At 51.1% G+C, this 25,591-nt stretch carries 21 protein-coding genes and 3 pseudogenes; 3 read left to right on the top strand and 21 right to left on the bottom strand.

Features of this window, described 5'->3' with window-relative positions; all coding sequences use genetic code 11:
* The 3 pseudogenes from ABF463_RS07285 to ABF463_RS07275 all read left to right on the top strand — a co-directional run.
* Positions 1–228, top strand: a pseudogene (locus ABF463_RS07285) (hypothetical protein); the annotation flags it as partial.
* Between the two features lie 29 nt (positions 229–257).
* Positions 258–654 (top strand): annotated as a pseudogene (locus tag ABF463_RS07280) (recombinase family protein); the annotation flags it as partial.
* A pseudogene (locus ABF463_RS07275) lies at positions 641–1,228 on the top strand (DUF4368 domain-containing protein); the annotation flags it as partial. The pseudogenes ABF463_RS07280 and ABF463_RS07275, both read left to right, overlap by 14 nt.
* Positions 1,229–1,785: 557 nt before the next feature.
* Here ABF463_RS07275 and ABF463_RS07270 read toward each other — a convergent pair.
* The 21 genes from ABF463_RS07270 to ABF463_RS07170 all read right to left on the bottom strand — a co-directional run bounded on the left by ABF463_RS07270 (position 1,786) and on the right by ABF463_RS07170 (position 25,484).
* Positions 1,786–3,477, bottom strand: coding sequence for an acetolactate synthase large subunit (locus ABF463_RS07270; protein WP_415532917.1), 1,692 nt, complete (start codon positions 3,475–3,477; stop codon positions 1,786–1,788).
* Complete coding sequence (locus ABF463_RS07265) at positions 3,455–4,720, bottom strand: Zn-dependent hydrolase (protein WP_415532916.1); 1,266 nt, start codon at positions 4,718–4,720, stop codon at positions 3,455–3,457. Before ABF463_RS07265 ends, ABF463_RS07270 begins: the two co-directional genes overlap by 23 nt.
* Positions 4,721–4,776: 56 nt before the next feature.
* Positions 4,777–6,147, bottom strand: coding sequence for a dihydroorotase (locus ABF463_RS07260; RefSeq protein ID WP_415532915.1), 1,371 nt, complete (start codon positions 6,145–6,147; stop codon positions 4,777–4,779).
* Between the two features lie 17 nt (positions 6,148–6,164).
* Positions 6,165–7,748, bottom strand: a complete 1,584-nt coding sequence (locus ABF463_RS07255) for an HAL/PAL/TAL family ammonia-lyase (protein ID WP_415532914.1) — start codon at positions 7,746–7,748, stop codon at positions 6,165–6,167.
* On the bottom strand, positions 7,745–8,389 hold the full coding sequence (locus tag ABF463_RS07250; RefSeq protein WP_415532913.1) for an ABC transporter permease: 645 nt from the start codon (positions 8,387–8,389) through the stop codon (positions 7,745–7,747). Before ABF463_RS07250 ends, ABF463_RS07255 begins: the two co-directional genes overlap by 4 nt.
* A gap of 9 nt (positions 8,390–8,398) precedes the next feature.
* Positions 8,399–9,367 carry an ABC transporter ATP-binding protein gene (locus ABF463_RS07245; protein WP_415532911.1) on the bottom strand — a complete coding sequence of 323 codons (969 nt, stop codon included), beginning with the start codon at positions 9,365–9,367 and terminating at the stop codon, positions 8,399–8,401.
* A 124-nt stretch (positions 9,368–9,491) separates the two neighbouring features.
* On the bottom strand, positions 9,492–10,427 hold the full coding sequence (locus ABF463_RS07240) for a glycine betaine ABC transporter substrate-binding protein (RefSeq protein WP_415532910.1): 936 nt from the start codon (positions 10,425–10,427) through the stop codon (positions 9,492–9,494).
* 18 nt (positions 10,428–10,445) lie between these two features.
* Entirely contained in the window at positions 10,446–11,096 is a 651-nt protein-coding gene (locus ABF463_RS07235; RefSeq protein ID WP_415532909.1) for an ABC transporter permease, read from the bottom strand.
* 33 nt (positions 11,097–11,129) lie between these two features.
* Positions 11,130–12,767: a urocanate hydratase gene (locus ABF463_RS07230; RefSeq protein WP_415532908.1), complete on the bottom strand. Its 1,638-nt coding sequence runs from the start codon at positions 12,765–12,767 to the stop codon at positions 11,130–11,132.
* A 171-nt stretch (positions 12,768–12,938) separates the two neighbouring features.
* Positions 12,939–15,977: an AAA family ATPase gene (locus ABF463_RS07225; RefSeq protein WP_415532907.1), complete on the bottom strand. Its 3,039-nt coding sequence runs from the start codon at positions 15,975–15,977 to the stop codon at positions 12,939–12,941.
* 111 nt (positions 15,978–16,088) lie between these two features.
* A complete protein-coding gene (locus tag ABF463_RS07220; RefSeq protein ID WP_415532905.1) occupies positions 16,089–16,823 on the bottom strand; it encodes an IclR family transcriptional regulator in 735 nt (244 codons plus the stop codon).
* Positions 16,824–16,886: 63 nt separating this feature from the next.
* Positions 16,887–17,486: a CD3072 family TudS-related putative desulfidase gene (locus tag ABF463_RS07215; RefSeq protein ID WP_415532904.1), complete on the bottom strand. Its 600-nt coding sequence runs from the start codon at positions 17,484–17,486 to the stop codon at positions 16,887–16,889.
* 501 nt (positions 17,487–17,987) lie between these two features.
* Positions 17,988–18,479 (bottom strand): NUDIX hydrolase, encoded by a 492-nt coding sequence (locus ABF463_RS07210; protein WP_415532902.1) that lies wholly within the window; start codon positions 18,477–18,479, stop codon positions 17,988–17,990.
* Positions 18,480–18,959: 480 nt separating this feature from the next.
* On the bottom strand, positions 18,960–19,364 hold the full coding sequence (locus ABF463_RS07205) for a transposase (RefSeq protein ID WP_415532901.1): 405 nt from the start codon (positions 19,362–19,364) through the stop codon (positions 18,960–18,962).
* Positions 19,297–19,641, bottom strand: a complete 345-nt coding sequence (locus ABF463_RS07200; RefSeq protein ID WP_415532918.1) for a transposase — start codon at positions 19,639–19,641, stop codon at positions 19,297–19,299. The genes ABF463_RS07205 and ABF463_RS07200 overlap by 68 nt, the downstream gene beginning before the upstream one ends.
* Before the next feature lie 161 nt (positions 19,642–19,802).
* A complete protein-coding gene (locus ABF463_RS07195; protein WP_415532900.1) occupies positions 19,803–21,167 on the bottom strand; it encodes an MBL fold metallo-hydrolase in 1,365 nt (454 codons plus the stop codon).
* Positions 21,168–21,253: 86 nt separating this feature from the next.
* Entirely contained in the window at positions 21,254–22,606 is a 1,353-nt protein-coding gene (locus ABF463_RS07190) for an ABC transporter substrate-binding protein (RefSeq protein WP_415532899.1), read from the bottom strand.
* Between the two features lie 42 nt (positions 22,607–22,648).
* Complete coding sequence (locus ABF463_RS07185; protein ID WP_415532898.1) at positions 22,649–23,473, bottom strand: carbohydrate ABC transporter permease; 825 nt, start codon at positions 23,471–23,473, stop codon at positions 22,649–22,651.
* Positions 23,466–24,065, bottom strand: a complete 600-nt coding sequence (locus tag ABF463_RS07180; RefSeq protein ID WP_415532897.1) for a carbohydrate ABC transporter permease — start codon at positions 24,063–24,065, stop codon at positions 23,466–23,468. The genes ABF463_RS07185 and ABF463_RS07180 overlap by 8 nt, the downstream gene beginning before the upstream one ends.
* Positions 23,993–24,397 carry a carbohydrate ABC transporter permease gene (locus ABF463_RS07175; protein ID WP_415532896.1) on the bottom strand — a complete coding sequence of 135 codons (405 nt, stop codon included), beginning with the start codon at positions 24,395–24,397 and terminating at the stop codon, positions 23,993–23,995. The genes ABF463_RS07180 and ABF463_RS07175 overlap by 73 nt, the downstream gene beginning before the upstream one ends.
* Complete coding sequence (locus tag ABF463_RS07170) at positions 24,390–25,484, bottom strand: ABC transporter ATP-binding protein (protein WP_415532895.1); 1,095 nt, start codon at positions 25,482–25,484, stop codon at positions 24,390–24,392. Before ABF463_RS07170 ends, ABF463_RS07175 begins: the two co-directional genes overlap by 8 nt.
* Between the last annotated feature and the right edge of the window lie 107 nt (positions 25,485–25,591).

Raw genomic sequence — 25,591 nt, 5'->3', positions numbered from 1 at the left:
GAAGAACAGAACATGACCATGCTGGTGGATATGATCAACGCCATGTCCGCAAGAGAAGATGATGAGGATTACAAAAATCCCGTGGACATGGTTTTTGATATTTTGGAAAGCCAGAATCCCGACCATTTCGCTGTGCGGCAGTATAAGAAATTCAAACAAGCGGCTGAGGATGTATGCTCTAAGCAGCTTCTTAATCACGATTTTCTCCTGATTGATGAAGCAGCTTAGAGCATTTTATATATAGGGAGGGCGCGAACATGAGCACCGGCAAAATCACCCCGTTATACGAACGGCTGTCCCGCGACGACGAGCTGCAAGGCGAGAGCAACAGCATATCGCACCAGAAGCAGATGCTGGAGGACTACGCCCGCAAGAACGGCTTTCCCCGTCCGACCCATTTCACGGATGACGGCGTGAGCGGAACTTGGTTTGACCGGCCCGGGTTTACGGCCATGATGGAGGAAGTCGAAGCGGGACATGTCGAGGCAGTTATTGTGAAAGATATGAGCCGGTTGGGACGCGATTATCTCAAGGTTGGGCAGATCATGGAAATATTGCGGCAAAAGGATGTCCGGCTGATTGCCATCAACGACGGCGTGGATAGCGCCCGAAACGACGACGATTTTACCCCCTTCAGAAATATAATGAATGCGGTACATACAAAAGCCTTTCAAAGAAAGCCTGCACCATGCACTCCATCAAAAGCACCCGTTTGGAAGCGGCTGTTCTGTACGCGATTCAGCAACAAGCGTATTTGGCTGTTTCCTACTCCGATATGATTGCCCGTATCAATATAGCCCCGCTCAAAAAAAGCAAGTCCGTTCGTCTGAACGACCTGATTGCCGCGAAGGAAAAAGAGCTTGCCAAAATCGTGCGATACAAGCAGGCTCTTTATCAGGATTGGAAAGACGGCGAAATCACGCACAACGATTACCGCCACATGAGCGAGGACTACGGGCGGCAAGTTGAAGCGGCTCAAACGGTGCTTGGCAATCTGCAAGCGGAGCAGTCCGAACTTGAAAAAGGTGTTGATACCGAGAATCCGTTTTTGGCAGCATTCCGTAAATATGAAAATATCGACAAGCTGACAAGAGAAATCCTGATTGAGTTGGTTGACTACATCAAGGTATACGAGGGCGGCGACATCAGCATCCGTTTCAAGTTTGCCGACGAGTACCGCAGGGTAACGGAGTATATTGAAGCCAACACTCACGCGGAGGCCATTTGACCGCCGCAGAATCAAAGACAGTTTGTTTGCCTAATATGTATCGCTCATATGTGGATACAGCGGAAAAGTACGAAACTGCAATAAAAGAGTACATACGGAACCAGTTGCGGGAGGACATTGCAAACGACCAGCTGAGTATAAAAGAGTTTACAGACCCGTTTACGGGTAGCAAGAATCAGGAGGCATAAAAAAATGCCCCCGAATAGGGGGCAGCCCGTGGTAAAAGTGTGATTGTCAGATCAATTCAGTGCGCCTTTTAAGGTGCACCACTTGCTTCAACAACATTTAGCCGGATATTATTTGAATTTAAATCACTAGGCAAACGGACATACATCAATCTGCATAAAATATGGCATTCTTTGCATAACAATCTTTTTCAGTATACTATGCTACTTTCACTTGGGACATCGGAGTTATTGAAACTGTATGTATAAGAAAAATACTACATCCTTGATCGCGCTGAGAAAGAATTCCGTGCAGGCATTATCGTATTTTACACTGCTCCGCAGTCGCCATCACACCAGGTACGGCTTAGGGTTTTTTGTGTGGTGGCCGTGTCAGAAAGCTGCCATAAGTTCGGATGATATGGCCTGAAGATGTTTGCTGAGTTTTACATTTTCACTGTAATCAACCATGCAGTCGATGATTGCCGGCACTTTCTGAGCAAATGCGTTTTCAAGTGTGGGAATTAAATCCTCCACCTTTTCGATGCGGTATCCTTTGCAGTACATTGCCTCGGCCAGCCTGACAAAATCGGGATTGGTGAAATCTACGCAAGAGTTGGCTCCGTATTGATCCATTTGCTTCCATTTGATCAGCCCGTAGCTACAATCATGGAAAATCAGCACCACAAAATTCAGCTTTAGGCGCACCGCAGTTTCCAATTCCTGCACGTTCATCATGAATCCACCGTCGCCCACGACCGCCAGCACTTTTTGGTCGGGGTACACCAGCTTGGCGGCGATGGCTCCCGGCAGGGCGATGCCCATGGTGGCAAACCCATTTGAAATGATGCAGGTGTTTGGCCGGTGGCATTCATACAGCCGAGCGATCCACATTTTATGAGCGCCTACATCCGACAGAAGAATATCGTCTTCTCCCATGACTTGGCGGACATCGTGCAGGATTTTCTGCGGTTTGGCGGGGAATGACCGGTCGTCCGCATATGTGCTTTGCTCCGCCTTGAATTTGGCTTTGGTGGAAAGGGCAAATTCCGGCTCCGTATAGCGGTCGGTGCGGGCCTGTATCAGCTCCAGAGATTTGGAAATGTCCCCGACCACCTCCACACGGCACTGGTAGCATTTGTTAATATGAGCGGGCCGCGTGCCAACATGAATGATGGGAATACTGCCATCCGGGTTCCATTTGGAGGGGGAATATTCTACAATGTCGTATCCGATGGCAATGATCAGGTCGGAGGCTGCCACAATCTGGTTTGCGTAATCCTTTTGCGGAATGCCGATTGTCATCATGGCATATTTGCTGGTGCAGGGAATGATTCCCTTGGCCATCATAGTGTTGACCACCGGGATCTTCAGTGTTTCCGCAAAACGGGTGATGGCGGTAAATGCGTGGTTGCGCACGGCGCTGCTTCCGGCAAGAATAACAGGTTTTTTTGCCTTGAAAATTTCTGCGGCCGCGCTTTCGATGTTGGAAATGTCGGCGAACTCTTTATGCGGCGATACCCGTTTGAGTGGTTTTCCGCCAGAAGAAATAGTCATTTTTGAGATGTTGACAGGCAGATCGATATGGGCGGCGCCGGGCCGTTCGCTTTCAGCGTACTTGAAGGCCAGACGGACGATCTCGTTGATCGTATCCGGTCGCACCACCAGCTTGGTGCGCTTGCTAACAGGCTCGTACATTTTAGTAAGATCCAGATATTGGTGGGAGGTGATGTGCATCCGCTCCGTGCCTACCTGTCCCGTGATAGCCACCAGCGGCGCGCCGTCGCCGTTAGCATCCGCCACGCCGGTTACCAGATTGGTGGCGCCCGGCCCCAAGGTTGCCAGGCACACCCCTGCATGGCCGGTCAGCCGGCCATAGACATCCGCCATAAAGGCCGCGCCCTGCTCGTGCCGGGTGATGATGAACCGGATGCTGGAACGGTTCAACGCATCGATCACAGCCAGATTTTCTTCCCCGGGGATGCCGAAAATATACTCAACGCCTTCGTTTTCCAGGCATTTTACCATCAGTTCGGCAGTGTTTATCGATTTGTTTTCCTGTTCACAATTCTGCTTTTTCTGCATGCTTCAACTCCACCATTTCATCGAATGTCAGCAAAGCGTTTAAAAGGGCCTGCACGCCTGCCGTAATATCTTCATAAGCAGTATATTCTTCAGGGCAATGGCTTTCCCCGTCTTTGCTGGGGACAAAAAGCATTGCCATCGGTGCGATACGGCCGATGTGATTTGCGTCATGGCCGGCACCGCTGTGCAGGCACATTGTGGATGCGACCTTTTCGCAACTTTCCCACATAACGGTCTGAAGATCGTTCCGAACCTGCAGGGGAACCGATTTTGAAAGCGGGTCAAACGTGATTTCCAGCCCACGTTCCTGTGCGATGCGCTCGGATTGCAGGATGAACTCTGTCGACAGCTTTTCCATAATGTCGGTGTGCAGAGAACGGATCTCAAATTCAAACATGCAGTGGCCGGGGATGACGTTGGCGGCGTTCGGCTCGACAGAAAGTTTGCCGACAGTGCCCACCATGCAGTCTTCTTTTTCACGGCACAGTTTTTCCAGCAGAAGAATCAGTTCGCCGGCGCCTGTGAGCGCGTCTTGCCGCAGGCCCATAGGGGTTGTTCCGGCGTGATTTTGCCGCCCGTTCACGGTGACGCGATAGCGGTGGATGCCAACAATGCCTGTGACGACGCCCAGTTTGCACCCTTTTTGCTCCAGCACCGGCCCCTGTTCGATGTGAAGTTCCAGATACAGCGCGATCTCGCCCCGTTTCCGACGGGCCAAATGGAAATCACGCTTCCCGCCCAGAGCACAGACGGCGTCCGACAGTGTCCGGCCGCTCTGGTCGGTGCGCAGCATATCGTTGTCGTGCAGTTCGCCGGCCATGCCGCGGCTGCCAATGGTGGAAAGACCAAAATCGCTGGGCTCTTCCGATGTGAAATCAACGATTTCCAGCGAATGATGCAGCCTGGTGCCGGCCTGCTTGAGCAGCCGTGCAATCTCGATGCCGGCCAGCACGCCGACCATGCCGTCGAACCGGCCGCCACTGTTCACCGTGTCCGCATGAGAGCCAATCATAATGACAGGAAGTTCCGGCCGGACGCCCGGCAGCAGGCCGATCAGATTGGCCATCGCATCGGTACGCACGTTCAGCCCCGCGCCTTCCATCTGGCTGCATAGCCATCGGCGGGCTTCTTGGTCTTCTTCGGTAAAGGCTCGGCGTGTAAAACCGGGTTTGTTCGGGTTATGAAAACCGGCCAGCGTTTCAATATCCGAGCGGACGGTATCTGTGCTCAGTTTTTGCAGCATGTTTTCCTCCAAAATCAAAAAATCAGACAAATCGCCGAAAGAAGCGCCCGCGGAAATTAGCGGTGCTTTGCAGGCACAAAGCGGCCGGTTTTTTTATTGGACAAGGTTCCATCATAGTACACACAGTTGCCGCGCACATAGGTCTGTGTGACGGCGCCCTGCAGTTGAAAGCCGTTATAGGGGCTCCACATCGCGCTTGAATGCAGCTTGGTTTCATCCAGAACGTGGCTTTGGGAGGGGTCCAGAATCGCCAGGTCGGCATCTTTTCCTTTTTCCAGGCTACCCTTGCAGTAATCCAGGCCGAAAATCTCGGCAGGGCGGGCGGAAAGGTGCCTGGCAAGCTGCGTGACGGTCAGGCGGCCCTTTGCCACGCCCTCGCTGTAGAGCACCGGGAGCAGCGTTTCCACGCCCGGTGCACCGGAAGCGTTCTCAAAAATATCCGGTTTAGATTTTTTGTCTGGTGTCCATGGGGCGTGGTCAGAGGTCACGATGTCGATCGCGTCCCGCGCGAGCATGTTCCACAGACCGTTGCAGTCGCTCTCTTCGCGCACCGGCGGGTTGATCTTAATCCTTGCGCCCAGTCGGTCCATATCCCCGCTGTGAAAGCAGAGATAATGCGGACAGGTTTCCGCCGTGACATGCGCGCCCTGCGCCTTGTAGCTGTTGACGATCTCAAAGATATGGGGAAAACTTCCGTGATAGATATGTAGCTTGACGCCCGAATAGAGCCCCAGCTCCATCGCCAGCGCTACGGCGGTGCATTCGGTGACTTTCGGGCGGCTGAGGCAATGCGATTTGGGGTCTTCGGTGCCCCGGGGCCGCTGGAGTTCGATAAAATGGCGAACCATCCCGTCATTCTCCGCATGCAACCCGACAGGCAGCTTTTTTTCGGAGATTTTGCAGAACGCCTCAAACATCAGGCTGTCTTCTATCTTAGGAAAACGCACGGCATTTGTGTTGAACATGGACATTTTGAAGCCGCAGGCCCCTTCACGCACAATGCCGTCGATTTCGGAAAGGCCGTCCGCCGCATTTTTAATGGTAGCAAGCAAGGCCATGTCGGTCACAATACGGCCTTCCATCCGTTTTTTCTTGTTTGTGAACAACTGCTCGGTGCAGATCATGCCGTCCGCGTCATAGGGCATTTCAATCACTGTGGTTACGCCGCCGCAGGCCGCGGCATTGGTCGCGTTGGTGAACCCTTCCGCCAGAGAACTAAAACAGTGAACGTGCGCATCAATCGCACCCGGCAGCACGAAGCAACCGGACGCGTCTACCGTTTTGCCGGCGGCAAGCTCTTCCGCCCCGTCAAAAACACCGTCGATCACGCCGTCCTTCACCGCAAGCTGGGCTCCGTATGCCACGGTGTCCGGCAAAACCAAATTTCCGCGTATAACCAGGTCATAAATCGTTGCTTTTTTATTCATGTATTCATCAGCCTTATTTATTTTGAGAGATACGGCTTCACACTTTCTAAAAGGGAGCCGTTTTCTACCAGTTTTTTCGTATTGCAGATCAGTTCGTGCGTATATCGATCCTCCGACATAAACGGCACGGTTTCCCGGATTTTGTGCTGTATGGTCCGCGTACCTTCGCCCATGGGAAGCCCGTCCATTTTTTCCGCCAACAAGTCGTGCGCCTGTGCCGCGCAGGTCAACTCGATACCGAGCACCCACTCCAGCCGGTCGAGCAGGCCGCGCAGCTTTAGCACACCGCCCATGCCCATGCTGTTGTGATCTTCCTGATTTCCTTTGGCCGGAATGGTGCCAATGCTTGCCGGCGTGGCCAGCACGCGCATTTCGCCCAGCAGGGCGATCGCGTCCGCCTGAACGAGCACCAGACCGGTGTTCAGCCCCACCTCGTCCCCCGCCAGATTGGCGGGCAGTCCGTAGCTCATGGTGGGGTCCAACAGCCGGCCTGAGCGCCGCTCCGAAACGGCAGCCAGATCGGTGAGCACAATGCCCAGAAAATCGGCGCAGTAGGCGAGGATGGCCCCATGGTAGTTGCCCCCGCTCAGCGTTTCATAAGCGCCGCACCCGTCCGGGAAAAGCAAGGGATTATCCGTGGAAGCGTTAAACTCCCGCTCCAGCACCGTGCGGACATAGCATAGCACGTCTCGGACGGCGCCGTGTATTTGCGGTGAGGAACGAATGCTGACCGCGTCCTGCACCCGGTCGCGGGTCTCGCCCAGGCGTGCGCGCCCTTCACCCGTCGTCCACTTGCTTCCAGTCAACAGGCGGCGCACGTTTTCCGCCGATCGCATCTGCTCTTCAGAATTGCGCGCCCGATGCATACGTGCATCGAATGCGTTCCGTTCACCGCGTACTGCCTCCAGAGAAAAGGCCAGCGCCGCATCCGCCAGATCCACAGCCGCCCGGCCACGGAAATACTGAACAGTCAAATGCGCCAGCAGCACCGTGCTGCCGCTCATCATCGCAAGCACCTCTCGGGTGGAAAACGCAAATGTCGGGCAAAGCCCCGCCTTTTGTGCCAAATCTGCCGCCGTGCCTTCTTCACCGTGCAAACGCGCTCTGCCCTGCGGCTCGCCGGCCAACGCGAGGCCAAGATGCGCCATCGGCTGCAGGTCGCCGACACCCAGAGAGCCCCGACAAGGCATCACCGGAGAAATCCCCGCGTTCAGAAAGGCGAGCAGTCGCCGCAGCAGATCTACCCTCACGCCGGAGTTTCCCCGGCAAAGCACATTCAGGCGCAGCAGCATGGACAGCCGCACCGTGGCGTCGTCAAAGGGCTCACCGATGCCCGCCGCGTGGGAAAGCAGTATCTTTTTTTGAAAAAGCTCCTGTGCATCCGGTCCCACACGGAAATCTTTCAGTTTGCCAAGGCCGGTCGTAATGCCGTAGACCGGTCTTTCACCTTCCCGCAGCCATTTTTCCACTTGGCGGTGGGCATTTTCGACCCGCTCTTCGGCGTCCGGCGCAAGCACCACCCGCGGGTTTGTTTCCAGAAAAGACCTCACGGTTTCCGCCGTGAGGGAGTAACCGTCGATCACCAATGTGTTTGTACTCATTTTGCTGCCTGCAATTCTCCGCGCATCCGCAGCTGCGCTCGTTTTTCCAATGTTACCAGCACCTTGTTCACCACCAACGCCAACGCCGAAACCAGCACCGTGCCGCAGATAATCTCCGGCGTGTTGCTCTGGCTCAGGCCCTCGAAGAGCATGACGCCCAGTCCGCCCGCGTTAATCCAGGAAGCGATGGTGGCAATGGCGATCACCGATGTGGTGGCAATGCGCAGCCCCCCAAGGATGACTGGCATGGCAATTACCAGCTCGACCCGGAAAAACAGCTGGAACGCATTGTAGCCCAGCCCTTTACCGGCCTCGATGGCAGCGGGGTCGATGCCTTTGAATCCGGCCACCACATTGCGTACCAGAATGAGCTGCGAGTAGCAGACCAATGCAATCACGGCGGGTTTTACGCCCAATCCCACCAACGGCAGCAGCATGGCAAACAGCGCCAGACTGGGAATGGTGTAAACGATGCTCAGCCCCGCGAGGACAACGGAAGAAATCCGGTCATGCTTGGAAAGGATGACGCCGAGCGGCAATGCGATTCCGAACGCAATGGCAATGGTAAGCACTGTCAGCCCGATATGCTGGGCGAACAGTACCAGAATCTCCCCGTAATTTTCACGGATGTACTCAATCATAATCGCACCTTATTTCGTGGCTTCCAGGCAGAAGCGGTTAAGCAGGGCCAGCGAAAGCCGCCCCACAGCCTGCCCGTTTTCATCTTTCACAGACACCAACCCGTCTGGCGAGCGGAGCAGTGCCGTTAGGGCCGTGCGCAAGTCGTCAGTTGGCGAAACTGCCGGTCCGTCGCCGGTTTCGGAACTGGCCGGTTCCATAACCTCTCCCGCCGTGATGAATGTCAGGCGCTGGAGAATATCGTCCGAATTCATCAAGCTGCGGACAAACGCATTCGCGGGACTACGCAGGATGGTCAACGGTTCGTCATACTGTTGAATTCGCCCCTCGTTCATAATAATGACCCGATCTCCCAGTTTCAGGGCCTCGCTGATATCATGCGTGACAAACAGAATGGTTTTGCCTAGTTTTTTCTGGATCTTGATCATTTCGTCCTGCAAATTGCTGCGGGTGATGGCGTCGATGGCGCCAAATGGCTCGTCCATCAGCATGATGGAGGGGTCGGCTGCCATGGCGCGCGCAAGCCCCACGCGCTGTTGCTGCCCGCCGGAGAGCTGCCGCGGATAGCGTTTGCGGAATTCTTGCGGTTTAAGCCCCACCAGATTGAGCAAATTGTCAATCCGCTTATTGATCCGCTGCTTATCCCAACCCAGAATTTTGGGGACTGTCGCGACATTCTGCTCGATCGTCATATGCTGAAAAAGGCCGGTCTGTTGAATCACATATCCGATCTTCCGGCGCAGAAGCGTGGCAGATATTTTGGTTACGTCCTCCCCATTGACGAGCAGGCGCCCGCCCGAAGGCTCATAAAGCCGGTTGATCATTTTGAGAAGTGTCGTTTTGCCGCAACCGGATGCGCCGAGGATGGTTACAAACTCACCTTTTTTGATTTTCAGGTCCGTCGGATAAACGGACGGCCTGGAGGCGTTTCTAAATGTCTTGCTGATGTCTTCCAGGACGATAGCGTATTCGTCAGGCATAAAATCCGGCCCCCTTTCCCATATAACATCCGTCATGCACAAAATCCCCCCGAGGGAATCTTGTGCATGATGAATGTAGTCGATTACTGAAATGGTTTTAACAGTTGGTTTTCATCGAAGCGGCTTATTTTATCAGACCCTGGGCCTTCAGAAAATCTTTCGCAACGGTCTGATATTTCTTTTTCTGGATATCGACTTCCGCATTCAGCTTTTGCATGGTGCTGCTGTTCAGCTTAGCGGAAACTTGGTTGAGCACGGTGGCAATCTGGGGATCTTTGCTCACCAGACTGCTCCGAATGACGGGACAGACATAATAAGGCGGCCAAAAGTTTTTGTCGTCTTTAAGCAGCACTAGGCGTGAATCGGTCAGCTGCCCGTCGGTGGTAAAGGAAACGGTAGCGTCGGCCTTGCCTTGCAGCAGCACGTTGTATTTGATGCCGTAATCGAACAACTGGCTGCTCTTAAAATCGAAGCCGCCATATGTTGCCTTCAGGCCCTTCAGGCCGTCGGCGCGGTCATTGAATTCCGGCACGCTGGCGAAGCGAATGTTCGGGGCGGCCTTGGCAAGATCGGAAATGGTGTGGATGTTATATTTCTTGGAAATTTCCTTGGTTACCACCAGGCCCTGGGAATCGTTGGCCTGCGTGGAATTGAGCCATGTCAGATTCCATTCCTTCTGGTAGTTTTCCTTGACATAATCGTACACTTTTTTGGCGTCGTTCATCTGTGGTGCCTTCAAAACATCCAGCAGACCGGTGCCGGTGTATTCCGGATACATGTCAATCTGACCGCTTTTCAAGGCTTCGTGGGCCACCAGTGTACCGCCGAGGTTAAGCTTGCGTTGCACGGTGTAGCCGGCATTTTGCAGGGCATCTGCGTACATTTCACCGAGGATGAGGCTTTCCGTAAAGTTTTTGGAGCCCACCACCACGGTGGATTTTACCGAGCTGGACTTGGAGCCAGAGCTGGAGGATGTGGATGACTGGGAACAGGCAGTCATTGCGGTAGCGGCGAGGGTAGCAGCGAGAAGGATTGTTGCGATTTTACGAACTTTTTTCATTTGAACCATCTCCTGTTTTTATTTGACTCTATTGAATTTGGTCAAGTACCTCTCGACCAGAGCAAGCGTAATTTCAGAAAAGATTGCCAACAGGGCGACCGGAACGGCACCGACCATCACAATGGAAAAGTCGTACATACCCAGTCCGTTTACAATGAACGTGCCCAGCCCGCCGCCTCCGATGAAGGCAGCAAGGGTGGCACTGGAGATCACTTCAACAGCCGCCGTGCGGATGCCGGAAATGATGAGCGGAAGCGCCAGCGGAATTTCCACGCGAAACAGCCTCTGCCTGTCGCTCATGCCCATGCCGGTCGCCGACTCCTTGACGGATGCGCTGACATTGGAAATGCCGAGAAACGTGTTGATTACGATCGGCGGGCAGGATAGAATCGTCAGTGCTACAAGGGCTGGAAGAAAACCGTTGCCGAGCAGCGGCATCATTATAACCAGGATTGCCAGGCTGGGAATGACCCGGAACGAGTTGACGGCACCCATGATACTGGTGGAAAGCCTGGCCTTTTTCGCACAGAGAATCCCGAGCGGAACACACAGCAGGATGCCGATGAGCAGGCTGAACAGGCTGAGCTGCAAATGGACCGCAAGCGCCTGTAAAAAATCGCTTTTGTTTTGCATAAGATAGTTGAGCGCGTCTGTCAGAATATCCATCATTCACTCCTCAACCGCACAGGCACCGAAAGGCTCTCAACATTCGATCCTGCGGATGTGCTTGTTTTCCACTTCGTCCAGCGCTTCTTCATATCCCGCGTCGGCATAGCGCAGCACGCCTAGCGAGGTGTCGTTGTCCAGCGTATGCCGCAGGCGCTCTGCGGCTTCCGGTGTGCCGTCCGCAATGATCGTCACGCCGCAGCTGGTCATATAGCCCGAGTAGCCGCCTCCTCCGGAGTGTACGGCGACCAGATCGGCCATAGAACTGCAGTTAAGCATGGCGTCCAACAGCGGCCAATCGGAAATGCCATCGCTTCCGTCCTTCATCTTTTCAGTCATGATGTTCGGATGCGTCATTGCACCCGCGTCGAGGTGGTCACGGGTAAAGGCGACCGGTCCTTTAAGCACGCCCTTTGCCACCATGTCGTTTACGGCTAGTGCCAGTTTGGTACGCTCTCCGCAGCCCAGCCAGGCGATACGGGCCGGCAGACCTTCCACCGGAACATATTTTCCCGCAAGCCGGATCCAGTTGGTAACGATGTCGCGATCGGCAAACACTTCCAATGCATATTCGTCGATTTTAAGCAGATCTTTCACTTCTCCGCTCAGCGTTACCCAGCGGAACGGGCCGATTGCCCGGCAGAAAAGCGGGCGCAGAAACGCTTCGGAAAAGATATCGATATCGAACGCATTCTCCACACCGTATTGCTTGGCCTGTGTGCGGATATTGTTGCCGTTGTCAAAAACAATGGATCCTTTTTCTTTAAACAGGAGCATGATGCGCACTTCCTGCGCAATGGAATTGCCCGCCGCGTCGATCAGCATCTGCGGCGCCTCTTTACGTGCGCGTTTCACTTCCGCAAGGGTATATCCGGATGGAATGTATCCGTACAGCAGGTCGTGCGCAGCCGTCTGGTCGGAAACCACGTCAGGTATGATGCCCCGACGCAGCACCTCGGGATACACCTCGGCGGCGTTGCCAATCAGGCCGACCGACAATGCCTGCTTTTTTTCACGTGCTTCCCGTATCCAGGAAAGCGCCTCATCCAGGCTGGCGGTCTTTTTTTGCAGGTATCCGGTGTGGATGCGTTTGTCGATATGCTGCTCATTCACGTCCACCACCAAAATCGCGGCGCCGGTCATTACACCCGCGAGCGGCTGGGAACCGCCCATGCCGCCGCAGCCGGCGGTGAGGATGAAGCGCCCGGCCATGTTGCCGCCGAAATACCGGCGGGCAATGGTGGCAAAGATCTCATAAGTGCCTTGCAGCACGCCCTGAGAGCCGATATACTGCCAGTCTGCCGCCGTCAAACCGCCCCAGATAATCAGGCCCTTGTCCATTAGCTCATAGAATTTTTCGCTGTTTGCCCATTTTCCAACCGTATTGCAGTTGGCCATGATAACGAGGGGGGCTTTGGTATGCGTTTTCAACACGCCAATCGGTTTGCCGGACTGGATGACAAGCGTTTCGTCCTCTTCCAGCGTTTTCAGGCTTTTTACGATTGCATGATACGCATTCCAGTTGCGTGCGGAACGTGCAAGCGACGCATAAACAACCAGTTTGCTCTGGTCTTCCGCGTTGTCCATGACGTTTTCCAGCATCCGCAGGAGACCTTCCTGTCGCCAGCCCTTGCATCTAAGTGTGCTTCCGCGCATCGCTTTGATTTTATCCATTGCAAAACACCTTAACCTTTTGATTGATGCTTCTTATTATAAAAAGGTGCCGTCTAAAAAACGTCAAAAAGCAGCGCGTCTTTTCTTTTTTTCGGACGATCCGGGGGTTAAACTGTCAAAAAAACAGCACGAGGCTGTTGCAACCCCGCACTGACGAGTGGCCTGCGCATCTTACATACACTGTTGAATTTCCGGCCGAAAAGGGAGCGGCGTCCACTCAGCGCTCTGCATGGATTTTTGCGGGGTGTCAAGTGGGCGAACATGTCTGCGGGGGCTGTCCGGTCCAAGGGAAGCATCCGGTTCCAAAAGGGGCGAGAAGAGTCTTTGAATGGTGTGATTTTGTAGCATCTGTGCGCGCAGTTCCGCTTCGGTTTGCTTTAAAACTTCCTGTTCTTTTGGATTTTTCAGATATTTGGAATCCTGCCGTGCTTGAATATAATATTGCAGTCCCTCGCCGGGACGGTTTTCTTGCAGGCAGACAAGGCAGAGGAAACACCCGGCAATCGGTCTTCCCCAAACGTAAGGATGATGCCGGTAAATCGTGAGAGCCGACAAAAAGTACTGCTTGGCCAGACGGATATTTTGAATGTGATACGCGCATTCGCCGGCTTCCACTTCAAAATAGGCCAAACTGGAATACACCTTGTTTTCCTCACAGATTCGAATCGCTTTTTTGTAAAACGGAAGGGCATCCGCGTATCCGTTGAGGTGCCGTCGAATGTTGCCGATGTAACCATAGGCAGCCGCAATGGAAAGCGCGTACTTATATGCGTCCTTTGAATTGCGGCTCAGAATCTGAATCGACCGGTTATAAATGTTCTCGGCCCGATTGTATTCTCCGTTCATTTTGCAGCTAAGTGCTTTGAACCGAAGAAAAACAGCCAGTGTACTTTTATCCTCCGTTTTGGGGAGAATGGCCAGGGCTTCGTCAACCAGTCTCTGAATGCAAACGACATTATGGGTCTGAATACAGTAATAAATTTTTTGCTTGATTCCCTCTAGGTAATAGGCTTGCAGTTTCGCTTTTTGGGATTTTGCCAGCATTTCATTGATGTAGGACAATCCGGCGTTATATTCCCCTTTTTTAATGAGATAACGCCCTTTCATACGAAGATATTCAATATAGACCATCTGGAATTTATCCCGATCATTCATTTCATTTGTAACTTTTTGGAGCAGAGACTCTACTTCTTTCAAATTTTCCGCTGTTTTTCCGTCGTTGACAGAAAGGTTTTTATAAAAATCTCGGTCGTAATAAAGCACAGGAAAAAGTTCGTGAAAATAATCAAAAGAAATATTCAGAAGCTTGATTTTGATGCGTAACACATCCAGATGATTGCCGGCTTTTCCGTAGTGATAGATCAGTTTATAGCAGGTGCCGATGTTGGCGGCATCGGAAAGAGTGTGGTTTTCGATTGTTCTGCCGATCAGATTGTGCAGGGCCTTTTTCCTGGAACCAGGGAGCTCACCGTACACATATTCCCGCAATTTGCGGTGGTTGAATTTGAACGAGATAGATTCGTCGTTCACTTCCAGAAGAACATGCTTTTTTCGTAGCTCGTCTATTACGTCCAAGAGACTTAGTTCGTCCATCTTAGAAAGCTGCTCCAGCAAATACATAGGCGCAAAATCGTCAAACACGGATACAATCTGCGCAATTTTGACGGCAGACGGAGAAAGCTCGTCAAAGCACTGTTTTAAAACATCTTTCATTTTATAAGTCATGGCGCTTGAATTGAGATTTTGGCCGGCCTGTGCGAGGTTCAGATATTCACCGAGAAAAAACGCGTTCCCCTCTGTTTCACAATAGATTTTATCCACCGTTTTTTTGCTGAGAGGACGCTGCGGAAGTCCTTTTTTTAGAAAGCCCCGTACTTCTTCATAGGAAAAACAATTCAGGTGAATATCCGTAATTTTGTGATACCGGTGCATTGCGGAAATAAAACGGTCTGCGTTTTCGTTAGAATGGTTTCTATATGTCAAAACAAACAGTATATGGCTTTCGGAAAGTCCCAGCAACAGGCCCTTTAAGAGGTTCATACTCTGATCATCCATCCATTGTATGTCTTCCACAATGAGGATTACATTTTTATAGGAAGCATATGTGTTCAAAAACGATCGAATCCACTCGCAGGTAAGACGACCGTCCCATTTCGCAGACACATTCCTTAAAGTATGTAGATCCGCGTCAAGCCTCGCGTGGTGAAAGCGCTGCATCAGGTCCGGGTTTTGCATCACATCCGTCCAGATGGTTCCAATCAGATTGCGCCACAGTTCCGCATTTTCCTTCTCGATTTCGTAGCAGCTGCTTTCCACTACCTGTGCTTCATAGCGGTCAATGGTCTGCTTGAATCGGTTTTTTAAAAAAGTTTTCCCAATGCCCATTTCCCCTTGGATCACAACACAGGATTTCAGGCAGTCTCCGTTTGAAAGTGCCAGATAATGCGAATGAAGTAAATCCATTTCTTTTCGGCGGCCATAAAAGAAGGTACCGGAAGCGTCTGAAACCGATCGCCTGCTTGCATCTTTTTGGATGGCCGCATACAAAGACCGCGTCGCTTCATCCGGTGTGACAGACAGCTCCATATATAATTTTGCGGAAAGTCGATTATATACTTCCAGCGATGCAGCATATCGGCCCTGATCGCTGAGACTCTTCATGAGAATACGGTAAGCCTCTTCGTCATATTCGTCGATCTGAATAAGATCCCGCGCAAATTTTTGAACTTTGGTATGGTTTTGGTTCCCATTTTCAGTATCAATAGCTTCGTAGGTTCTTTCTGTACAGAGATTTTCCAGCTTTTCGCGGGTGCGCATCACCCAGTTTTCAAATTCGTCGGCATCCTTGACACACAGTCCCTTCAGAAATGGGCCTGTGTAAGGTGCGTCCGTCTGATTTAGAAAGATATCCACATCTGAAACGACGTCGATGCCGGGATCCAGAATCAGCAGCTGTTTGTTGCTGCTTTTGCAAAACAAATCGGCGGATGCCGTCTTTTTGATCGCATACAGCGTATTGCGTAGATTCCGCATGGCGGATTCCTCGGGCTTGTTGCCCCACAGCAGAGCGGCAATGCTGCTCCGAGTTGCCTGCCGGTTGACAATCAAATAGATCAGCAGTGCTTCCGCTTTTGCAAACGGAAAGCATAGCGCTCTCCCGTTACAAGCGATACGGATATCACCCAAAAAACATGCGTTGATACGAGCCATGGCACCCACCCTTTGTTGGTCTGTCTTGAAAAATAAAAAAGACGCCCGCAGGTTATTCCTGCAGGCGTCTTTGCCCGGGAAGTCTTGAGGTACGGCCGATCCGCACCCGGGTTATGTTTCTCGTAGCGCCTCGGTGATCCGAGTCCCGCAGCGCTTCATGATGGAAATGTAGGTTTCATAACAGTCTGGCCGCACTCTGGATTCCGGGCCCACAATTGCAAGGCTGGCATAAATTTTGCCGAACATGTTGAAAATCGGCACTGCGATACCCACTGCACCGACGTCGAACTGGTTACTGGTAATGGAATACCCGTTCTGACGAGTCTGCTGCAGATAGTTTTCCAATGCTTCCTGTTCCGCCGGGCTTTCCAATGTGTCTTTCACCATATTAATAATCTTTGGGTCCTCATAAGCGAGAATCGCTCTGCTGGAGGCGCCGATATGCAGTTTCAGCAGCCGGTTGTCTTCCGCCACAAAGCGAATGATATAACTGGAAGATACGCTCTTAATGCATTTGCTGTGGAGCCCAGCGCGTATGGAAAGCAGCGTGGTCTCTTTTGTTGCCCCGCAGACTTCCTGCATGTAGGGGAGCGAAATGGTGGTGAGCTCCCGATCCCATTTGTCATACAATGTGCGAGTCAGATTAATCAAATTGGAACCAAGGCCGTATTGTTTATGGGAATATCGTTCCACGAACCCCTTTGCTTCCAGCGTGTTCATCAGGCGGTATACAGTGCTCTCCGGCAAGCAGAGAAGGGTCGCAATCTCTTCTATGGAAAGAAAGTCCGATTTGCCGAGGGTATTCAGAATATCCAGAGCTTTGGAAAGCGTCTGCAGCTGTGCCATAGAACCCTCCCTCCCATGCGTGCGGGCACGTGTCGGTACATGCCTGGGCAGCCTTTGCCGCCGTCAGACAACTTGCGCGATATAGGCTTTGAAATCCGCAAGGATTTCATCTGTGCTTTTTGCCATAATGTCCATGCCCAGCCCGTCCATTTTCGGAACGGGAAGATTTCTGGCTTCCAGTTCCCGCTTGAGTTCCTCAATGAAGATGCCGGGTTCTTCCAAAAGAGAGCGCTGGATGGCTTTCGGCCGGCCGCCGCCGTTTTCGTAGTGGTTGGTAAAATGAACTCCGCATGTGGGAGAGCCGTCGCACCCGAGCACGCAAACGACCTGATAGCCAGCCATGTGATAATTTTCCATGTAGTCCGCAACCTGCGCTGCGAGGGTGCGGCAAAATTTGCGATATCCAGCACTTTCAAACACGTTTTTCCCGCCCCAGTAACGCTGGCAGCCGGAATACAGCATTTCCGGACATGGAAGCTGCATGATACCGATGCCGAAACTGTCGATGATTTTGACCACATCTGAGAAAATGCCCGGATATCGCGCCCGCTCCATCACCTTGTTGTTGGAATTCAACAGACAGTTGCAAACAAAAATGATCTTTTTGCTTCGCATATCTTCCAAATTATTTAGACTTTCTGTGGTTACGGCTTCATCTTTCATAACAGAGCCTCCTGTAAGGCTGTATACAGCGCTTTTATAGTGGAGATTTCAAACATGATTATAGGATATTTTTCCGAGAATGTCAACAAAATTATCATTATATATGAAAAAACAATAATATTTTATATATAATGGGATTTTCGAGGGTGAGCAAGCTGGTCGATACAGGAAATTTAAATGTACCTGCTGTTCTTCAGATGGTGTACCAACACAGCGATAAGTGGCCACCCTCAAGGGAGTCTTTGCTTTAGCCGGAATTCCAAATACTTCATATCCCATTGTGAACATCCTTTCTATTATATAAGGTAACCAGAGGTATCTACAACAGTCCGTTTTTGCGCATAAAAAAGCCACATTATTGTGCAAAAACACAACAAATGTGGCTTTTAACTTGGTATGAGTGTTCATAACTACAAATTCGAGAACCTGCATGCAATAAAGGCTTTTTTGCATCGAGCAAACGAATATTACACCACTACATTTCCAAAACAACCCGGAAAATTACACTTGTTTTGAAATAAAGTGAATCGTTCCACCACTATCATTTATGATATGTGGAATTAATTCTAATGGATATACTTTTAGACCGTTTTGTAGTTTTTTCAAAGAAACCCAGCAAAAGTCCAAATCAATGCGTTCATTATCTAATTCATCATATCCTCGAAACACCCCATCCATAGGCACTACATTATTTTCAAGCAAATGTATATTGTAATAAAGACATATTTGGTGGCACGGCTTGTTGCCCCAATAGAAAAACACCTCACCCACTGCAACTAGCTTATCTACTCCTATTTTCACATGCAGTTCTTCTTCAAACTCTCTTTTCAGAGCCTCCATCGTCGTTTCCATACGTGAAACATGTCCACCTATAATTGAATAATCGTCATTTTGGGGTCTTTGTAATAAGATTTTGTTATTAAATCTCAGTATTCCACCTACACGATACGAAAACACAAAATCTTCTTCCCTAAATAAGATATCTCTGCTCATTTCTTTGCCACCACCAATTTCCTGTCGGCACACTCTCTGTAAAATTATAGCACAAAATAAAAGTCGTTTCTACAGGATGATTGTTCAATTCCTGTAGAAACGATTTTGGCACGAGTGCTCATAACGACAAACTCGGGAATCCGCATAAAATAAAGGTTTTTTGGCATCGACCAAACGAATATTACAATAAGCATTATATATATTAGCAGCAAAGCGCCGTCCAAATAAGACTATGGACGGCGCTTTTGCGTATGCAGAGGAAAAAGCTGCGTTGGTCCATGAGGGCAAAGAACCACATGAGCCGCCCGACATCGGCGGCGAACACTTCTCCGCTCCTGGCGACGTAGTTATTCCGTCCGGCAAAATCATTGATACTTTTGGCCGTGCTCGTAGAACAGGCCCACGGCTAAAAGGCAATTCGGATATCTGCCATACAGAATCTGCGATAGATATCATTGCGTTTGTACTAAGAACCTGTATTCAGCCAGCGACTACCATGGTTTCCGCGGAAGCGACGCACAGCTCATAATCCTTTGAAAGGCGGCGGGAATGTCCAAGCCAGGCAAGACTACGTTCCACAATCCATCGCCAGGGTAACTTTTCCCATCCATGGGGCTTGATCTTCTCAGAGATATCCACACCTAGCCCGAGTGCTTTCAGCACATCTCCCTCAAAGGATTTACGATACCCCGCATCGGCACAAAATCTCTTGATTGACGGGTACTTCTCAAAGGCTTTTCTCGCGGGGTATATTCCTGATTTCATATCGCGAATATTGGCGGCGTGAACCACAACTGCAAGCAAATTGTCCATTGTGTCAACGACTATGTGACGTTTTCGGCCTTTCGTTTTTTCCACCGTCAATACCGCGTTTTTCACTGGCATATATTGTTTTTACACTTTGCAAATCAATAATGCCATAACTGGGCGTGGCTTTTCGTCCTGCTGTCAAACGTGTCTTTTGCACGACTGCTTCAAGAACCTTCTCCCAAAGTCTACTTAATCTTGCGCGTCGGTAAAAGCTATGCACGGTGGAGTACGGCGGAAAATCGTGAGGTAAAGCTCGCCATTTGCAGCCGTTATTCACCAAGTATAGCACAGCGTTCAACAGCGGTCGTTTGTGATGCGTGCTGTTTGGCCCTTGCGGAAAATATTCCGCTATTTGCCCCCCATTGTGTATCTGTCAGGTCGCTCGGGTAGCTTGTCGGTTCAAATTCTATCTTTTCCATCATCCTATTTTATCCTCATTGCAGGTTGAATACAAGTTCTTACAGAAAACAGACCAGACCATACAGAAAACTCCGGTTACTTTTGCCCATCCATTTACTCGGCGAGCAACCGGCCATTTTCAAAAAGATACCGGATACCGTATCGGGGCAAGAAGCTGCCGTTCAGCTCAATTGCCAGGCGTTCCGGATGCAGGCTGTGCAGCGGCACGGTCACCGTCGCACTCAAACGCTCAGCCAGATATTTGAGGTTGCCCGGAAATGCGTGTCCACCACAATAAATGGAAACAATATCAATCCCAAGAAAATGTACAAAATCCCGAAAAGAAGGGTATCTGGGATCGTAAATGCCGAGCGGCGTGCCACCCGTGTGAATGTAAAGTCCATCCTGCAAGTCCAGATGGAGCAGATCCAGACTGTTCTGGTAGGTGTTTTGCAGCACGAACAGATGCGGGGCGTGATTGATCTCATCCGTGTTGATCCAATGCCACGCATCTTGAGAAAAACCTTCCGGCACGTCCTGATGTCCTCCTGCCAGTACCCGAAAATGCTGCATACAGCCCATTTGTTTCGCAACAAACGCCGTCTTGGGGTCCAACACCAGCGTACGCCCGTTCCGCATCGCTGCGTCCATTGCCGCGTCTATGCGCTCAATATTGCGCGGATAAAGGTTCAGAACGACAAGCCCGTTTGTCTTGGCGATGAGCGCCGCCATTCGTTCCCGGACATCGTCTTCTGTGACAGTATCCGACAGTAGTCCGCTGTCTGCCTTGATCTCCAGCGGATCTTCCTCCCTGCCACGCAGGGAAGTGCCTTCCACCAGCGCCACATCGACCCCCAAGGTCCGGGCGGTTTCGGCCATACGCAGCGTTTTCTCAGGATGCCTTCCATGCAGGCGCACATCTCCCGTATACAGCAGGCGGACATCCGGCGCGGCGATATGCAGCGCGCATGCGCCCGGCACGTCGTGATCAACTTCCAGAAACGTCACGATGAATGGGCCCCATACAATCGACTGCATCGCATCCACCGCCTGTATCTGTGGATTCCAGTCTGCCCCATCCTCCACGAAATGCAGCGCTTCGTATAAGACCCGAGACGGTTTGGAGAGGAAAACCGGAACAAGCGGGCTCAACAGGCCCAGAGCCCCCATATGGTCGATATGCAGATGTGTGATACATACCGCGGTTTTGCCATTTGACTCGGCAGGGCACAGCGGCAGCTCCGCAATGTCTTCCGCCCGATACAGACCGTCAATCGGCTTGAGGCGCTTGAGTTTTAGAAAATCGCGGACGCTTTGATCCGGTTTGGTATGGATGCCGTAACGCAAGATGCCACTTGTTTGGTTTTCAATGATGCCAAAGTCGAACACAATGCGGAAACCGCCGTGCTCAAGAGAAACAATGGTACCTCCAATTGTATTCAGACCGCCCCAAAACCGGATTCTCGTTTTTTCCTGCATATTGTTCCTCCTATAAAACACAGAGGCATGGCTTATAGCCCTGCCTCTGTACCTGTCAACTCATAATTGATCTGTGCGAGGTCTTTTTAGCTTTTGGCGTCGTCCAGGGCTTTTTGATAATTATCTGCGGCGGTTTTGAGACCGTCGTCCACCGAGGCTTTGCCAAGCATAATCGTCTGTATATCGGTGGTGAGCTTATTGTTCGCATTGTCGGTGCCATTCAGACGCGGGAGGAAATAACCTGCGCCAAACTGATCTACGGCAGCGCTGTAAGTCGGGTTCTGCTGCACAAAGTCTTTCCATGTACTGTCGTTCAAAGCGGAGGTACGCACCGGAACATACCCGGTCTTTTCCGCCCATTGGATGGTCTGGTTTTTGTCGGTCAGATACTTGATAAACTCCCATGCTGCCAGCTTCTGCTGCGCGGAAACAGACGAGAAAACAACCAGATTGGTACCCATAAACGGCACCGCTGCTTTTTTGCCTTTGGGTAGCGGTGCGGTGGCCCAGTTAAACTTACCTTTTGCTCCGCTGGAAATGAAGCTCATGCCCGCACATGAACCAAATGACATGGCCACGTCTCCGCGCGTGAAGACATTAGAAATGTACTGATCCTCATTGGCCATACGTGCCTCGCCGTTCTGAAACAGAGTATTGAGGTAGTTCATCGCGGTTTTGCCCTCAGCAGAGTTGAATTTGACTTTTCCGGTGCTGTCGTCCACAAAAGTGCCGCCGGCCTGTTGGAGAAAAGACGGGAAATCAACCATACCCAAGGAGTTTTCAAATCCCACGCCGACGACTTTCCGACCATTGATGGTGGTCGTCAGCTTCTTGGCGTCGCTTGCAAGGTCGTCCCACGTTTTGGGAGCGGAAAGGCCGAACTGATTGAAGTAATCGGTATTGTAAAATAAAATCTCGGTGCTCTTGTTGAATGGCAGGGAGTACAACTTGCCGTTCCATGTGTTGGAGTCGCGGAAGACCTTGACAAAATCATTATAGCTTGCACTGGAAAGGCCGACTGTCTTGTTATCCCTATACGGGGTAAGGTCGGTAATGAGGTTGTTCTGGATGTAACCGGTCTCCCAGCCCTCATACGCCTGCGCCATGGCCGGAGAGTTGTGCGCCTTGGCCGCGGCCATCAGCTTTTGCTGGAGATCGGTGTAGCCGCCCTGTGCCACCAGATTGACGGTGATGTTCTTGTTCTGCGCCATAAAATCGCTGGCGAGCTGTTTGAGTTCGGCGGCCTGTGCACCCGTCATGGCATGCCAGAAGTCGATAGTGACCGGACCGGTGATCTTGGTGTCCACCGAGACTGTGTTGGCTTTGTCTGCCGTCTGCGTTTTGCACGCAGTGGCACTCAGCGCCAACGTAGCAGCCAGCGCAGCGGCCACAATGCCTTTGGCCCTTTTACTTCTCAGGAACTGCATAACCTTTTTCATTGTTACCTCCTGTTTTCGCAGTGACTCGAACGACGAATAGTTCTACCCCTTTATACCCACGCGCGCCACCCCGTTGATGACGTATTTCTGTAAAATCAGAAACAGCACCACCATCGGTAGAATAATCATGGTAGACGCAGCCATAAGTAACTCATAATGGATGCCGGTTTCGGTACTAAATGCCGTGAGGCCGACCGGAAGTGTACGCATCTTATCGGAATTGGTGGCGATGAGCGGCCAAAGAAAATCATTCCAGCTCCCGATTACCTTGAGAATAATAATGGTAACCAGCGCAGGCTTCACCATTGGCAGCATGATGGCCGTCAGATAACGGAAATCTCTGCAGCCATCCACTCGTGCGGCGTATTCCAATTCTTTGGGAATCGACAGAAAAAACTGGCGCAGCAAAAATATGGAGAAGATACTGGCGCACCATGGCACAATCAGCCCCGGATAGGTATCCACCCAGCCCAGATTGGCAATGGTGACGAAGTTGGGAATCATTAGCACCTCTCCCGGCACCATCATCGTACCCAACAGCAAGGCGAACAGGATGTCCCTGCCGAAAAATTTCAAATTAGAAAAGGCATATGCCGCGAGAATCGTGGTGACCAACTCACCAATTGTACCCAACCCGGTGACAATCACGCTGTTGAGCAAATAGCGTGGAAATGGAGCGGATTGCCATGCCGTTACATAGTTCCACCATTGAAACGGATTCGGAATCCATTGCGGCGGCATTATCATCACGTCACCCGGCGATTTAAACGAGGTAACCAGCATCCACACAAAAGGCACCAGCATCAGCACCGCACCCAGACTAAGCAATAGATAGATGCACAGTTTTGACAACACCTGCTTAACCATGGCTGTTTTCCTCCTTCATCACCGTGTGCGTTTTCCTTTTTCCAAGAAAGCCGCCGCCCCCAAGTTTCAGCTGGATCAACGTAAACACGAAAATAACCAGAAACAGCACATAAGCCGCGGCCGATGCCACGCCAAAATTCCAACTTCCATAAAACTTGGAGTAAATATAATAAACCATCGTTTCCGCGCTGCCGGACGGCCCCATCTGGCCGCCGAACAGTGCGTAAACCTCGTCGAATACTTTAAAGGAACTGATGATGGCGATAATGGAAACGAACAGCGTGGTGGGGGATAAAAGCGGAACGGTCAGGCGTTTGAAGCGCTGCCAGCCGGATGCGCCGTCAATCCGCGCTGCCAAATAGTAACGCTCATCGATATTCTGCAAACCTGCCAGAAAAATCACGATGTTATATCCAAGCCCCTTCCAAACTGCCAGAATGACCAGCGCCGGCATGGCAAAATTGGGATCAATCAACCATTTGACAGCCGGGATACCGATCAACCCCAGAAAATAATTGATTAGGCCATACTGCGAGTGAAAGATCCAGCGCCAGACGATGGAGATTGCCACCACTGAGGTGACAAACGGCAAAAAAAGATTGTACGAAACAAGGCGCGAAAGCGTATTTTCTGGTTGAGCAGGCAGGCAATCAACAGAGAAAGCACGATGGAAACCGGCACTACGCCGACCACAAACAGGAGCGTGTTGCCCATGGAACGCCAAAACTCCGGATCACGGAAAATATAGGTGTAATTGTCTAATCCATAACGGGAAACCACATCGGTGAAATAATTGTATTTCGTATAAAAGCTCATCAAAAACGATCGAATAATTGGATAGATTTTGAAAACGATCAGGATCACCATGGCAGGCAGAAGATACAATGCCGCCTTTGCCGTTGTGCGTACCCTGCTCTTATACATCCGCGCCCACCCCTTTTTTACGGGAGACAATGCGCTCGCCTTTCGCATTAAAAAACAGGCACATTCCTTTTTTAAAGGCAAACCGTATATGATCGCCCGATTTGGCTTTCCAGTCTGGAGACATCAGCACACGCACCGGTGTCTTTCCCGCTTTCGCGTAAAGCAGGTTATCCCGCCCAGACTGCGTGAGCATGGTGCAAACCAGATCCAATCCTGTTTCCACGCCCGGCACAAAATTTTCCGGTCGGATGCCGACTGTAACGGCTTCTCCCTCCGCAAGACCCTCGGGCAATTCATCACCGCAGTCCAATCTCTCTGCTGTATCCAGCAGGGTCAGACCGTTCTCTTCGGTGTAGATACAAGGCAAAAAGTTAATCGGCGGATTTCCTAAAAAAGAAGCAACAAACCGATTCGCCGGGTCCTGATAGATCGCATTGGGCAGACCCGCCTGCTGGAGCTTTCCCTCATTCATCACGAGGATGCGGTCGGAAATACTCATTGCTTCCTCTTGATCGTGCGTAATAAACAGGGTTGTCACACCGGTTTCATCATGCAGCCGCCGAATCTCCTCTCGCATTTCCAGACGCAGTCTGGCGTCCAGATTGGAAAGAGGTTCATCCAACAGCAGCAGACGCGGTTTTTTGACCAGCGCCCGTGCAATGGCCACCCGCTGTTGCTGTCCGCCGGAGAGCTGATCCGGCTTGCGGTCAAGCAGATGTTCCACTTGTACCACTCTGGCAATCTCCATCGCCTGTTCCTCGGCGATTTTCTTGGGGACCTTTTTCATGTTTAATGGAAATAGGATGTTCTTCATCACCGTCATGTGGGGATAGAGCGCATAATTTTGAAAAACCATGCCGATTTCCCGTTCTTCTGGTTCCACGTTGTTCACACGTTTACCGTCAAAATAAAGATTGCCGCTCGTGGGGGTGTACAAACCCGCCAGTAAGAAAAAAGTGGAGGTCTTGCCACAACCGCTAGGCCCGAGTAGACAGACCAGTTCCCCGGTTTCGATGGAAATAGACAGATGATCGACTGCGGAAACATCTCCGAATTTTAATGTAATGTCATCCAAACGTATACCCATCCGCTTCATTCCTTTCGTAGTTGAGGTCCTTCGGACCAGTATTACAGAATAACACATGTCCCTTTTGTTTATGTATGAAATAGATATAGTCCAATTAAATCTTGTGT

The sequence above is a fragment of the Ethanoligenens sp. genome, assembly GCF_047718355.1.
Lineage (GTDB): Bacteria > Bacillota > Clostridia > Oscillospirales > Ethanoligenentaceae > Ethanoligenens.
The sequence above is the reverse complement of the archived record's forward strand: the minus strand, read 5'-3'. Positions and strand labels throughout refer to the sequence as shown.

Coding starts and splice junctions, on each gene's coding strand:
- ABF463_RS07270 (WP_415532917.1), bottom strand. CDS start 3,477: ATGCAGAAAAAGCAGAATTGTGAACAGGAAAACAAATCGATAAACACT.
- ABF463_RS07265 (WP_415532916.1), bottom strand. CDS start 4,720: ATGCTGCAAAAACTGAGCACAGATACCGTCCGCTCGGATATTGAAACG.
- ABF463_RS07260 (WP_415532915.1), bottom strand. CDS start 6,147: ATGAATAAAAAAGCAACGATTTATGACCTGGTTATACGCGGAAATTTG.
- ABF463_RS07255 (WP_415532914.1), bottom strand. CDS start 7,748: ATGAGTACAAACACATTGGTGATCGACGGTTACTCCCTCACGGCGGAA.
- ABF463_RS07250 (WP_415532913.1), bottom strand. CDS start 8,389: ATGATTGAGTACATCCGTGAAAATTACGGGGAGATTCTGGTACTGTTC.
- ABF463_RS07245 (WP_415532911.1), bottom strand. CDS start 9,367: ATGCCTGACGAATACGCTATCGTCCTGGAAGACATCAGCAAGACATTT.
- ABF463_RS07240 (WP_415532910.1), bottom strand. CDS start 10,427: ATGAAAAAAGTTCGTAAAATCGCAACAATCCTTCTCGCTGCTACCCTC.
- ABF463_RS07235 (WP_415532909.1), bottom strand. CDS start 11,096: ATGATGGATATTCTGACAGACGCGCTCAACTATCTTATGCAAAACAAA.
- ABF463_RS07230 (WP_415532908.1), bottom strand. CDS start 12,767: ATGGATAAAATCAAAGCGATGCGCGGAAGCACACTTAGATGCAAGGGC.
- ABF463_RS07225 (WP_415532907.1), bottom strand. CDS start 15,977: ATGGCTCGTATCAACGCATGTTTTTTGGGTGATATCCGTATCGCTTGT.
- ABF463_RS07220 (WP_415532905.1), bottom strand. CDS start 16,823: ATGGCACAGCTGCAGACGCTTTCCAAAGCTCTGGATATTCTGAATACC.
- ABF463_RS07215 (WP_415532904.1), bottom strand. CDS start 17,486: ATGAAAGATGAAGCCGTAACCACAGAAAGTCTAAATAATTTGGAAGAT.
- ABF463_RS07210 (WP_415532902.1), bottom strand. CDS start 18,479: ATGAGCAGAGATATCTTATTTAGGGAAGAAGATTTTGTGTTTTCGTAT.
- ABF463_RS07205 (WP_415532901.1), bottom strand. CDS start 19,364: ATGCCAGTGAAAAACGCGGTATTGACGGTGGAAAAAACGAAAGGCCGA.
- ABF463_RS07195 (WP_415532900.1), bottom strand. CDS start 21,167: ATGCAGGAAAAAACGAGAATCCGGTTTTGGGGCGGTCTGAATACAATT.
- ABF463_RS07190 (WP_415532899.1), bottom strand. CDS start 22,606: ATGAAAAAGGTTATGCAGTTCCTGAGAAGTAAAAGGGCCAAAGGCATT.
- ABF463_RS07185 (WP_415532898.1), bottom strand. CDS start 23,473: ATGGTTAAGCAGGTGTTGTCAAAACTGTGCATCTATCTATTGCTTAGT.
- ABF463_RS07175 (WP_415532896.1), bottom strand. CDS start 24,397: ATGTATAAGAGCAGGGTACGCACAACGGCAAAGGCGGCATTGTATCTT.
- ABF463_RS07170 (WP_415532895.1), bottom strand. CDS start 25,484: ATGGGTATACGTTTGGATGACATTACATTAAAATTCGGAGATGTTTCC.